Here is a 12,591-nt window from a genome sequence, read left to right on the forward strand (position 1 = left end):
ACAACCTGAAGGGTTATCAAGACCTTTTTTAAAAAAGTACCTTCCATTTTCTTTTCTTTTCTTTAGATAGGAGGATTAACTTACCTGAACTGTGGGAAAAGAAGCAGATAACCTTAGTAACTATTCAGGAGTGATGCCCGGATGAATAAGTCGATAAAATTCAGCAAGCAGCTTATCAAAGAAATAAAAGAAGATCGTGTAACAGGGTTGGCAGCAGAACAGGCCTATTATTATTTACTCGCACTATTCCCTTTGCTCATTTTACTACTTTCGATTTTACCTTATTTGAATATCGACATTCAGACAGCCATGGATACTATAAAAACATTCATGCCAACGGAAACGGTGGAAGTCATCGAGGAAAATATTATCAACATATTAAGTGAGCGGAACGGCGGCTTACTTACTTTCGGTTTCCTAGGCACCATATGGTCAGCCTCAAACGGTATGAATGCGTTTATTCATTCAATGAACATCGCTTATGATGTGAAAGAAACAAGGAACTTCATTAAAGCCCGCTTTATTTCTATTATCTTAACCTTAGGCTTGGTTGTAGCTTTTATCGTTATGTTAGGTCTGCCCGTTTTTGGGAAAGTGATCATCGATTTATTACAACAAGTCATCTCGCTTCCTGAAGAAATGCAAAGTCTATTCAGCTTATTACGGTGGATCATTGCAGTTGTCGTTATCTCACTAGTATTGACCTTTTTATATCGCTTTGCACCGAATAAGAGTTTTCCAATTAAACACGTTATCCCTGGGGCCGTGACCGCAACCGTACTGTGGCTCGGAATATCACTTGGATTCTCATTCTATGTCAGCAACTTTGCTAACTATTCGTCCACTTACGGCAGTTTAGGGGGCGTTATCATCTTAATGTTATGGTTGTATTTGAGTGGTCTGATCTTTGTAATCGGTGGCGAAATCAACGCAATTCTTCATCGCCAAAATTCTATACCAAAAAAACAATCCCGTACCATCGTACATCCTGTCCCACTTAAAAGGTGAAATAGCTTAAACAGGCTCAAAAGGCATCCCTTTTGAGCCTGATTTTTATGAAAGTTCAGTCCAATCCTACGTAAATGAGTAGGATCAACAACTTTTATCAACGAATCTTTCTTTTTATCTACGAAATTTCAGTTTAATCTACGGAAAGTCTCCATTTATCTTCGTTTCCTTCGATTTATGGATGATTCTACACAAAGTGTCAGGTTTCCGTCTTAGAGACACAACAAAAAGCGACTGCCCACATTCGGACAGCCGTTTTCCTATTCACCCTCTATTGACAAACTCTTCGTATCTTTCATCATGGGCCAGCCACGCAGCGTATTTCCGCTTTATATATTTATCCGCTTCCCCAAATGTATCAAATGTTTTTTTCTGTTGTTTTCCGTTGATCTCCACAATCCATTCTTCTTCTTCATCTTCATAGATGAAAATATCTTGTTTTTCTCTCGTTGAATACAGGCAACCCTCTGGGGATTCCTTGATATTCAATTGGTTTTTATGAGCATCGCGTTTAATAGGCTCGGCAAAGAAGGTCTTTTCTACGTATTGACTGTATGCCTTTTCGGACATTGTGCAACCTGCGGCTTTTTGATGACCGCCCCCATCGTATTTACCTGCAACCTCAGAAACGTCTATGTCATCATGGATTGTCCGAAAGCTGATTCTTTTACTTCCGACCATTAGAATTGCAATATAATCCAGATGGGAAAACTCTTTGGACAGTTCGTTTCCCAATTCCGAATGATAGGACTCAGCATGGACCACACCTGCTGTATGGGGACCAACCGTAGCCTGATAGACTTCTCTTTTTTTCCTGTTTATGTACCGATCAACCCGGCTTTCCTCAACATCCAAAAGCGTTTGCTCAACTTCGTCAAAAGTAAAGCTTTCAGCCGTTGATAATTTATGGGCGATTTTCATCTCAAATTCCTCAATCGGAATCATAAAGAACAAATCATTTAACCGTTTTGCCGTTAAATTTTTGTTTACTTCCCATTCCCAAGTATCGTATTGACGAACTAATTCAACAAATTCAGCAACAATCCGCGAAGGTTCCAACAATTTTTTTTCAACTGCATACTGATAGAATAATGAAGTCGCTGCTGTTTGTTTACCGTCTTCCTGCTCGACTGTTACAGATGCCCATTCATGTTCGTTCAAATGCAGCGCTGATTTATGATGATCAATCAGAAGCGCTTTGCCTCCATCTTCAACAAACTGTGAAATCGCTTTTTCATTATCTTCATCAACTGAAAGATCAGTAACCAGCAACGTATCCTCAATTTTGGCCTGCTCAAGAAATGCTGCTACATTCTGATTAAGTCTCCCGATTGAATTATAACTAACCACTACTTCTTCCCCGAATGCCAGCTTCGCTACAATACCGCATCCGACTCCATCTAAATCATTATGTGTAAAGAGATGGTACACACAAACCCCTCCTAAATACTAATATAATTACTTTTCCCTAAGATATGAATTTCAATTGCAATCTTTACAATTGTAGCATAATCATATCCGCATATTTTAACATGCTTCATTTACGAACAGCTTTTGTAATAAAATATTTTCATATCATACCTATAAAATTCTTTATTTCCCAGTATTTATTCGATTTATAAAGGTAAGATATTACTTTGGAATCGAGATATTTTCATGTATTCTAAGTGAATCCAGCACGCCACTGTCGAGAAAATGAAGTCCTTTACTACGGAAAGTGGAACGAGGACTAGTATAGAAGCAAGGAAATGGTCACCCTTGCTAAGAACATCATACCCTTGGTGAAAAGGCTAAACAGAAGGAGTACTAATGGATGAATGGATCAGCAAAATAAAGACATCCAAGCGGTTTTAGTAAAGATTGAAGACATATAACACAAACGAATTTATTTTCTCTGAATGCCTCAATTGAAGCTGCTAGAGCAGGTGAACACGCTTCTTCATTGAAGAAGTGGCGGCAAGCTTCAATGATTAGGATAATCTCATCAATAAAATAGCAAGAAATTTCCCGAACTTTGAAGAACTGCTTAATGGGTTGAAAAAGCTAGCTCAATCTGACAGGTAATTGTACATTCGCTACATTAAAAAGCCGCAGAAAAGAATTTTCTTCTCTGCGGCTTTTTTAATGTGTACCATTTACTGTTCAATCAATTTTCCAAGGTTCGCCATTTCAATAGCACTAACGGCTGCTTCATAGCCTTTGTTGCCTGACTTTGTTCCTGCACGTTCAATAGCCTGCTCGATATTTTCAGTAGTCAACAAACCGAAGATAACAGGTACGCCTGTATCCAGAGAAACTGCTGCCATGCCTTTAGCTGCTTCATTACACACATAATCATAATGAGAAGTGGCCCCCCTAATTACTGTTCCAAGGCCGATAACTGCATCATATTTGCCTGTGTTCACTAGTTTTTTCGCAATTAGCGGAAGTTCAAAAGCCCCTGGTACCCAAGCTATGTCAACATCATTCTCATCAACACCATGACGCTTAAGGCCATCCAATGCACCTCCTAAAAGCTTGCTTGTAATAAACTCATTAAATCTTCCTACCACGATGCCTACTTTCAAACCTGATCCGATTAATTGTGCTTCAATAATTTTCCCCATGTCCATATCCTCCTAATTTTAAAAAAATGCCAATTTTTTTCGTATTTTTATTTTTCAACCACTTATATCCTTCAAGCATTCGGAATATTTAATTCAAGTTCCTGTTTCTCATATATTTTTCTTTGTTGGAGATAACGAGTTAGCTTGGCAATCGTAATGAATTTAAGATCGAATTTTTCGGCGATAACTTCTAGATCAGATACTCGTGCCATTGACCCGTCTTCATTCATGATTTCACAAATAACACCTGCAGGAGCAGCCCCGCATAACTTTGCCAAATCTACGGATGCCTCCGTATGCCCTGCCCGTATTAACACGCCACCTTCTTTAGCGACAATCGGAAAAGTGTGACCAGGTCGTTGGAAGTCCCCAGCAACTGAATCTTCTTTAAGAAGCTCCAGAATGGTCAAGGATCTTTCAAATGCACTTATTCCTGTAGAAGTACTTTTATGATCGACACTAACTGTAAAAGCAGTTCCATGATGATCGGTATTTTCACCGACCATAGGATGCAAATTCAATTTTGCCGCCAGTTCTTCGGTAATGGTTGTACAAATCAAACCGCGTCCATGGGTCGCCATAAAATTAATCGCTTCAGGCGTTGCCTTTTCTGCCAATACAACAAAGTCACCTTCATTTTCACGGTCTTCATCATCGGATACGATTACTACTTTACCAGCTTTTAAGTCTTCGATCGCTTCTTCTATTGTATGGAACATCTTTTACACCGCCCTTTAATTAAAATCCGTGTTCTGCCAAAAACTCTAAATTCAGTCCTGGTTTTGAATCACTTTTTTTTATTTGATGTATAATATATTTCCCTATCATGTCATTTTCGATGTTAACGATATCGCCAGCTGCTTTCCGCCCCAATATTGTGTCTTGATGAGTCAGGGGAATCAGAGATACAGTAAGCAGGTTTCCCTCTATCCCGAAAATTGTCAAGCTCGTACCATCAATGGCAACTGACCCTTTTGGGATGCAAAATTTACTAAGTCCTTCTTCCAAATTGATCACATAATACACAGCATTTTCTTTTCGCTCTTTTTTTATTATCGTTCCCGTACCATCAATATGGCCTGAAACAAAATGACCGCCAAACCTGCCCTGTGCACTCATGGCACGTTCCAGATTCACAGGTGATCCTAGTTTTAACGTCCGGATTGAAGAAGCTTTGACCGTCTCTGGCATCACGTCGACAGTAAACAGACTTTGCGTGAAGGACGTTACGGTTAAGCAAACTCCGTTGACAGAAATACTGTCCCCCAGATGAACATCTTCGAGGATTTTCTCAGAACGAATCGCCAACTCCATGCTGCTTTTTCCTTTTTTCAAGGAATGGACGGTACCGATATCCTCAATGATTCCCGTAAACATGTTTTTCCCCCTTTTATAGAATATAAAAAACCCCTTAGATTGACCTAAGGAGTTAGCAGGAGAAATGAGTGAAAAATTGTATACCTAAAAAGCCTAAAATTTTCATTTTTGAAAAATTAGGCGCACGTATACACTTGGGTTCCACACGTCCTTCTCCCATCCAGACTATACTGTCGGCTTTGGAATCTCACCAAATCCTGCCTTTATCAGGCTCGCGGGCTTAGAATTTCTTCATCACCGCCGGTTGGGATTTTCACCCGACCCCGAAGGACTAAATTATTATGAATCTCTGAATATTTTATCACCTTAAAGTAAAGATGTAAAATTTCTAACCTTAAATGAACCATTAGTAACAAGAACTTACTATGTATAAGGAAGAATGTACATATTTTTCTTCAAAACCTCCTATGTGCTCAAAATGGTTAAATAAGTAAAATTAGTGTTCATTATTATTGAGCTTTTGATTAACTTGATTGTCATTTATACAAACATTAAAAAAGTGGAGCATGCCTCTTTCTACCTATTCCCTATTTCCATTTATTTAGGTTGGGTAAGCTTCACAGCCATCGCTGACATTTCTTACTATCTCACCTATATTAGCTGGAAAGGATTTGAGATATCTAATGTAACCTGGACGTTTGTCATGATGATTGCAGCAACAATCCTGGCCTTTGTCTTCGCAGTTAAAAACCGGGATTGGTGCTATCCGCTTGTCTTCGTCTGGGCGTTCATCGGCATTGGTGTACGGAACAGCACACTCTACCCGACAATCACCACTTTATCCTACATCCTGGCTGTTCTAATCCTTATCTTATCCTTCACCATTTTCATCAAAAAAAACCAGGAAATAGGGTCTGACTCCATCTAAAAGGCTTGCTGAAGATCGTGCCAGATGTCCTGCCAAGCTTCTAGGCCTACTGAGAGGCGGATAAGCTGGTCGCTGATACCCATTTGATGTCTGGATTCTTCAGGAACTGCCGAGTGAGTCATGGTAGCTGGATGCTGAATCAATGTTTCGGCATCTCCTAGGCTGACAGCTATTTTGATAAGTCTCAAGTTATTCAGGAATTTCTGGGCATCCTGCTTCGTACCTCGCAATTCAAAGGAGATAAGGCCTCCACCATGTTTCATCTGTTTTTCCATTATATAATGGGCCGGAGAACTAGTATCCCCTGGATAATATACATTCTTCACCTGGGGGTGCTGTTTCAGCTCCCGAAAGATTTCCCACGCATTGGCAGAGTGCCGGTCCATCCTAACTGGTAAAGTCTTTAACCCCCGCAGTAGTAGCCACGCATCAAACGGCGAAATAATTCCTCCGATATCTTTCTGAGTCGTTACCGCTACCTGATTGATAAACTCTTTCTTTCCAACTATAAGACCTGCAACGACGTCTCCATGTCCACAAAGATACTTCGTCGCACTATGAAGTACGACATCACAGCCATAGTCAAGAGGCTTCTGTAAATAAGGTGTCGAAAAAGTATTATCGACTACAACCGGTACATTGCATTCTTTCGCGACTTTCATGACCATTTGTAAATCAATCATTTTCATTGTCGGATTAATAGGGGTTTCCACATAGATGCAGGCTGTTTCTGGGCGGATCATCTTCCTTAACTGTTCCTCTGTATCCATATCACAAAAATCATGATTAATACGATATTTACTTTTCATCAACTGAAGGAGGCCAAACGTACAACCATATAATCCTTGTGAACACAAGATGTGGTCATCTGTTTTAGTTAATGCAAAAAGCACAGCCGATACCGCAGCCATCCCTGAGCTGAAAGCAAGCCCTGCTTCCCCGCCCTCCAATGCCGCAATCTTGTCTTCAAGCACCTGTACCGTTGGATTTCCAAGACGCGAATAAATATATCCATCTTCTAAACCGGCAAAACGTCTTTCTCCTTGCTCGGCCGTTTCGAAGGTAAATGTTGAGGTTTGAAACAGTGGTGTTGTTAAGCTTCCTAAATGCTCCTTCGAGTCATATCCTTCATGAATTACTGCCGTTTCAATATGCTTATATTTCTCTGCCATACCGTCTCCTCCTCACCAATGTCTATTTCTATCATATGTCAATACCCCATATAAAGGAAGCGTTTTCATTTGTGTTTTCCACTCATTATTAAACTCCTATCTTCAGCAAAATGCTATAATTTCACAATCATTCAATACTAATTTTCACTATTCATAGATAAGGATTTTTGGAGGGGAAACGATGAACAAAGTCATTTTTGGTTTACTTGTCATTTTAACGACTGCTTTAATGGGTTCGTCATTCGCTATCGGAAAAATAGGATTAGCTTATACTTCTCCCATGTTGCTTGCAGCCATAAGATTTATCCTTGCAGGTTTGATCATGGCCATAATTGTTAAACTCATCAAACGACCTCATCCAAGCAAGACCATAGACTGTGCTAAATTGGCTATCATCGGTTTATTCCAGACAGCTGGTGTCATGGGCTGCATCTTTGTAGGCCTTAGGACCATTTCAGCAGGGGAACTTTCGATTTTGACGTTTATGAATCCTTTATTAGTTATCATTTTTGGAACGCTCTTTTGTAAAACAAGATACGCCCCACAGCAATGGGCAGGGGTTTTCCTAGGATTTATCGGTGTCTTTATCACAATGGGGGCACATCTTGATTTAAAAACAGGAACCCTTCTCGGATTGATGTCAGCCATTTCCTGGTCCCTCGCCACCCTGTTGATGAAAAACTGGGGACACGCAATCGACACTTGGGTCATGTCAGCCTATCAAATGCTATGCGGAGGGTTACTGCTGCTAATTGGCTCTTATCTTTTTGAACAGCCCTTTTTCATAATCACAACGGCATCCATGCTCATTTTATTATGGCTAGCCATTATGGCTTCTATCGTACAATTTTCAATTTGGTTTTTCCTACTACAAAAAGGAGATTCCGCCAAAACGAGTGCCTTTCTATTTCTAGCTCCCTTTTTTGGCGTCTTATCTGGTTTCATCTTGCTAGATGAACCGATCCACTGGTACGTTGCGTTAGGTGGTTCACTCATCTTCGTAGGGATCTTTCTGGTTAACTGGACATCCCATCAAGTTGCGACAATAGAAAAGTCCATGTAGAGTGTTCTTCAAAATATACTCTAACTGTAGGAGGGAACAAGAAAATGAGTGGAGATGATACTCTATTGTTTATACACTTGTTCGTTATCCCATCAATAAGCGTTATGTGTTTTCGTAATATGGTTTCACTTTTGAAAAATCTAAAAGCAGGTAAAAGTATTCATAACCAAACGATTTTGGGAGCTGTTCTTTGTTATATTTTATTCATGACGTTAATGATTGGTTTAGAGGGTATGTATTAATACATCTGCCTAGTCTTGATAAAAAAAGTAGAGACAGCCTAAATGGCCATCTCTACATTCAAAAATTATTCTTCGACTACGATGTTTCCACCATAGAATGTTACTTTCGTTAACGGAATCTCAAGTTCACGTGCCATTTTTTTCAATTCTCGCTCTTCTCTTTCCGTTACAATTGAGATAACCGTGCCATTTGCACCCGCACGCCCTGTTCTCCCGGATCGATGAATATATTGGTCAATGTTTTCAGCCATATCAATATGAACGACGGCTGTCAGTCCTTTAATATCAAGTCCGCGAGCCGCCACATCTGTTGCCATCAACATCGGAGATTTACCTGAACGAAGCTTGCGCAGCGCTTTCTCACGGTCTACTTTATTAGATTCACCGTGAAGGACACCCATTTCAACGCCTTTATAACTCAACTTTTCATGTAAGACGCTCAGCTCTGCGATATCGTTTAAAAAGGCAAGAGCTTTCACATCTTTCAGCCTCGTGATTTTCTCAAGAATCTTGGACTTTTCCCGTCTCTCAACAACAAAGTAAAGATGGTCTACTTTTGACTCCATTTTTTCATGCTTATCGACCTTGATCATTTCTGGTTCGTTCATGAATCCACGAGCCACTTTTTCCGTTTCCTCTGGTAGAGTTGCAGAAAACACCATGATTTGGCGGTCTTTAAGCGTAGTTTTGATAATATTATTAATCGTTCCCATATGCTCGGGAATAATTAATTGGTCACCTTCATCGAGGACAATTGTTTTTACTTCGTGCATCTTCAATTTCTTTTGGGCAATCAATTCATAAATCCGTCCTGGTGTTCCAGCAATGACCTGTGGATGCTTCTTCAGTTTGTCCAACTGACGTTTTACATTAGCTCCACCGATGAATGCTGCACCTGAAATACCGCTTCCTTCTGACCAAATCCGAATTTCTTCATTAATCTGCATGACCAATTCACGTGATGACGCCAAAATTAAAGCTTGGGGAGATTTTTTATCAGGATCTATTTTTTCAAGCAATGGCAGTAAATAAGCAAGTGTCTTTCCTGTTCCCGTGGGTGATTCAGCCATGATGTCTTTTCCTTGTACAATTACAGGAATCGCTTTCGTTTGAATCGGAGTAAGTTGGCCGAAGCCAGATTTTTTCCAGGCCTCCTGGATAAATGGCTTTCTATCGTTCACTAATGCTGGTAATTCGCTCATATCGTTCTCCTTTAATAAAAAAACTTTTCATATACTCTATAGTACCATTTGTTAAAGCGTAGTAGCCAACGGAATCCGAATTGTAACCGTGGTTCCCTTATTTTTCTCACTTTCAAAATGCATCTCTCCGTCGAGGCGGTGAATAATCTTCTGGCAGATTGCAAGTCCGATTCCTGTGCCCCTTTCCTTCGTCGAATAAAAAGGTTCACCGATTCGTTTCAAGCGTTCAGGCACCATACCTACTCCATTATCACTCACACTGATTACAGCATGATCATCAATGACATCCAAGGATATGTCTATATTCCCATTATCACTAACCGCTTCAATGCTATTCTTGACAATATTAATGACCATCTGTTTAAGTTCGATGGAATCAGCCATAATATAAACCGGCTCGGCTTTTTTTACCTGATACCCCATCTCAATATTATTCAAATTCGTCTCTGCTTTCATTAACGTATATACTTGTTGTAAACAGTCACCAAGATCAATTTTACATAAAGCAACGTCCTGTTTTTTCCCGAGAACCAGCAGCTCACTCGAAATAATATTAATTCGATCAATTTCCTTTAACATGATATCAGAATGCATCGGGTTGACTTCTTTCGTCATATCCATTAACTGCACGAACCCTTTTAGCGATGTTAGCGGATTCCTTATCTCATGTGCGACGGCAGCAGCCAGATGTCCGATTACAGATAACTTTTCAGACATGATCATCAATTCCTCTTCTCGCCGCAATTCGGTAATATCCCTGACGATTGCATATACTCCAAGCATTTCCGTTTGAACAATAATTGGCAAAAAAGTTACACGAATTATCCGCTTTTCATCACTCATATTCTGGATGGTCGTTTCGAATTTAACAGCCTCTCCTTGAAGGGATTGTGTAAAGAAAACAGATACTTTTTCACTTTCATTCCAGTTGATGAGATGATTGGCATTCTTACCCTTCAAGTTGTCACTTTGGTGACCTAACAGCTTTTCAGCCTCCGGGTTAATTGAAACGACATTTCCTTCGAGGTTCAATTCAAGGACACAATCCGGATTATGCTTGAACAGCGACTGATATTGCTCATCCTTAAGATTAAATTCCTGTTGGGAGCGCAACATTTTCCCAGTCCAATATCGGATTATAATATATAAAAAAATCCCGGTAATGAAAATGAACATCCACCCTTTGGAATGCTGAAACATCGCATATGTCTGGACATCTTCTTTTGCCTGGGTCATCGAGAAGGAATCTGTAATGATAATCCATAAGACCCCAATGATTATATATATAATAGCTACTTTAATTGCAATTTTATGAGACTGGTTCATTTTATATCCTTTGTAGTTGTTTTTGGTTTATTATACCCAAACCACTCAAAAAAAGTCCTCATGTTTTACACATAAGGACTTTACGGATATTGTACCATATATTTTGGTTATTTATCATATAAAAAACGCCGCCCATTTGATTGAGCAGCGTCAATAATCAAGAGAGATTTTTTACAGCTTGATTGAAATCCTCTTCTATCTCTTTAGAAGGTTTGGCTGATAACAGGCTAAAAAACACGACTGCTATTGTACCAGCAATAAATCCAGGGATGATTTCATAGACTTCAGCAAATTTATCAATCATTTCCCACACGATCACGGTTGCGGTACCCACAATCATTCCTGCTAGCGCGCCCCATTTCGTCATCCGTTTCCAGTAAAGACTTAACAGAATGACCGGTCCAAATGCTGCTCCAAACCCAGCCCAGGCATAACCGACCAATTTAAGAATCGTACCACTAGGGTTGAAAGCTAAAATAAGGGCAATAGCAGATATCGCTAATACACCAAATCGTCCAACCAGCACTAATTCCTTATCCGATGCATTCGGGCGAATAAACTGCTTATAGAAATCATCAGTCAGCGCACTTGCCGATACTAACAGTTGAGATGCAATCGTACTCATGACCGCGGCTAAAATCGCTGCTAATAAGAAGCCTGTAATTAAAGAAGGAAATAGTTCTTTAGCCAGAATGATGAAGACAGACTCGGCATTTTTTTCCCCTAGAGGTCCGCTTGTCAGATTAAAATAAGCGATTCCGACCAAGCCCGTAAACATCGCTCCTACGATAGCGAAAATCATCCAGCCCATACCGATTCGTCGTGCGCTTTTCAATTCTTTCACAGATGAAATCGCCATGAATCGTACGATGATATGAGGCTGACCAAAATAACCAAGACCCCATGCTAGCAACGATATAATACCAATAGTTGAAGTTCCTTCAAAAGCATGTAATAAATTCGGATTAATCGATTTTATTTCATTAATAGTAGGATCCCAGCCGCCAATATTTACAATCGTGACAACAGGGACTAAAATTAAGGCAATGAACATGATCGTACCTTGTACAAAATCCGTCCAGCTAACCGCAAGGAAACCGCCAAATAATGTATAAAGAATAACAACACTCGCTGTCAGCCAGATGCCCCAGCGGTAATCCATATTAAAAGCAGTTCGGAAAAGCTCCCCACCTGCTACCATACCTGAAGAGGTGTAAAAGGTGAAAAAGATTAAGATGACTAAGGCTGATACCACTTTTAATATTCGAGAACTATCTTTAAACCGATTTCCCAAAAAGTCCGGTATCGTAATCGAATTGTCGGCCACTTCCGTATATGTCCGAAGTCGTGGCGCTACAAATAACCAATTTAAATAAGACCCTGCACACAGGCCGACAACAATCCACCCGGCACTTAAGCCGCTTATGTACATCGCACCAGGAAGACCCATTAACAGCCATCCGCTCATATCGGAAGCCCCTGCACTTAATGCGGTTACAGCCGGGCCCAAGTTGCGGCCTCCAAGCATATAATCGGTTAAGTTGGCAGTTCTTCGATAAGCTAAATAACCAATTAATAGCATACCTGCCATATATATTCCAATAGATATTATTACTCCATAATCCAAAAATATATCCTCCTATTACTTATTCATTTTGTGATAAAAAAGGTTCATTTTTATCTTGTAAGCTTATCAGAAAAAAATCATATGTTAAGAAGTTCTTGCA

The 12,591-nt window shown here is 39.9% G+C and carries 11 protein-coding genes, 1 pseudogene and 1 riboswitch; of the genes and pseudogenes, 4 read left to right on the forward strand and 8 right to left on the reverse strand.

What is annotated here, in order from left to right:
• Nucleotides 1–141: 141 nt before the first annotated feature.
• Nucleotides 142–1,008, forward strand: a complete 867-nt coding sequence (locus JFV29_RS10435) for a YihY/virulence factor BrkB family protein (protein WP_190270389.1) — start codon at nucleotides 142–144, stop codon at nucleotides 1,006–1,008.
• Between the two features lie 264 nt (nucleotides 1,009–1,272).
• On the opposite strand, the gene JFV29_RS10440 is transcribed toward JFV29_RS10435, so the two are convergent.
• From JFV29_RS10440 to ribE, 4 genes and pseudogenes are all read right to left on the reverse strand, one after another.
• A complete protein-coding gene (locus JFV29_RS10440; RefSeq protein ID WP_201183042.1) occupies nucleotides 1,273–2,439 on the reverse strand; it encodes a DHH family phosphoesterase in 1,167 nt (388 codons plus the stop codon).
• Nucleotides 2,440–3,143: 704 nt separating this feature from the next.
• A complete protein-coding gene (gene ribH / locus JFV29_RS10445; protein ID WP_056522523.1) occupies nucleotides 3,144–3,614 on the reverse strand; it encodes a 6,7-dimethyl-8-ribityllumazine synthase in 471 nt (156 codons plus the stop codon).
• An 80-nt stretch (nucleotides 3,615–3,694) separates the two neighbouring features.
• Nucleotides 3,695–4,333 (reverse strand): annotated as a pseudogene (gene ribB, locus JFV29_RS10450) (3,4-dihydroxy-2-butanone-4-phosphate synthase); the annotation flags it as partial.
• A gap of 19 nt (nucleotides 4,334–4,352) precedes the next feature.
• Nucleotides 4,353–4,991 (reverse strand): riboflavin synthase, encoded by a 639-nt coding sequence (gene ribE, locus JFV29_RS10455; protein WP_201183046.1) that lies wholly within the window; start codon nucleotides 4,989–4,991, stop codon nucleotides 4,353–4,355.
• Nucleotides 4,992–5,135: 144 nt separating this feature from the next.
• Nucleotides 5,136–5,266, reverse strand: a riboswitch (FMN riboswitch).
• Between the two features lie 164 nt (nucleotides 5,267–5,430).
• Here ribE and JFV29_RS10460 point away from each other — a divergent pair.
• Entirely contained in the window at nucleotides 5,431–5,859 is a 429-nt protein-coding gene (locus JFV29_RS10460; protein ID WP_201183048.1) for a hypothetical protein, read from the forward strand.
• Here JFV29_RS10460 and megL read toward each other — a convergent pair.
• Nucleotides 5,856–7,031: a methionine gamma-lyase gene (gene megL / locus JFV29_RS10465; RefSeq protein ID WP_201183050.1), complete on the reverse strand. Its 1,176-nt coding sequence runs from the start codon at nucleotides 7,029–7,031 to the stop codon at nucleotides 5,856–5,858. The two genes, JFV29_RS10460 and megL, sit on opposite strands and share 4 nt — an antisense overlap.
• Before the next feature lie 181 nt (nucleotides 7,032–7,212).
• On the opposite strand from megL, the gene JFV29_RS10470 reads away from it, so the two are divergent.
• Together JFV29_RS10470 and JFV29_RS10475 are read left to right on the forward strand one after the other, a co-directional pair.
• Nucleotides 7,213–8,094, forward strand: a complete 882-nt coding sequence (locus JFV29_RS10470; protein WP_201183052.1) for a DMT family transporter — start codon at nucleotides 7,213–7,215, stop codon at nucleotides 8,092–8,094.
• Between the two features lie 44 nt (nucleotides 8,095–8,138).
• The gene (locus JFV29_RS10475; protein WP_201183054.1) at nucleotides 8,139–8,336 is read left to right on the forward strand and encodes a hypothetical protein; all 198 of its coding nucleotides are present in this window, start codon (nucleotides 8,139–8,141) and stop codon (nucleotides 8,334–8,336) included.
• Nucleotides 8,337–8,401: 65 nt separating this feature from the next.
• On the opposite strand, the gene JFV29_RS10480 is transcribed toward JFV29_RS10475, so the two are convergent.
• The 3 genes from JFV29_RS10480 to putP all read right to left on the reverse strand — a co-directional run bounded on the left by JFV29_RS10480 (nucleotide 8,402) and on the right by putP (nucleotide 12,491).
• Complete coding sequence (locus tag JFV29_RS10480) at nucleotides 8,402–9,538, reverse strand: DEAD/DEAH box helicase (protein ID WP_201183056.1); 1,137 nt, start codon at nucleotides 9,536–9,538, stop codon at nucleotides 8,402–8,404.
• A 51-nt stretch (nucleotides 9,539–9,589) separates the two neighbouring features.
• Nucleotides 9,590–10,864, reverse strand: coding sequence for an ATP-binding protein (locus JFV29_RS10485; protein ID WP_201183058.1), 1,275 nt, complete (start codon nucleotides 10,862–10,864; stop codon nucleotides 9,590–9,592).
• A 157-nt stretch (nucleotides 10,865–11,021) separates the two neighbouring features.
• Nucleotides 11,022–12,491, reverse strand: a complete 1,470-nt coding sequence (gene putP, locus JFV29_RS10490) for a sodium/proline symporter PutP (protein WP_201183060.1) — start codon at nucleotides 12,489–12,491, stop codon at nucleotides 11,022–11,024.
• Nucleotides 12,492–12,591: the final 100 nt, after the last annotated feature.

The organism is Peribacillus sp. TH16 (genome assembly GCF_016651095.1).
GTDB classification, from domain to species: Bacteria; Bacillota; Bacilli; order Bacillales; family DSM-1321; genus Peribacillus; species Peribacillus butanolivorans.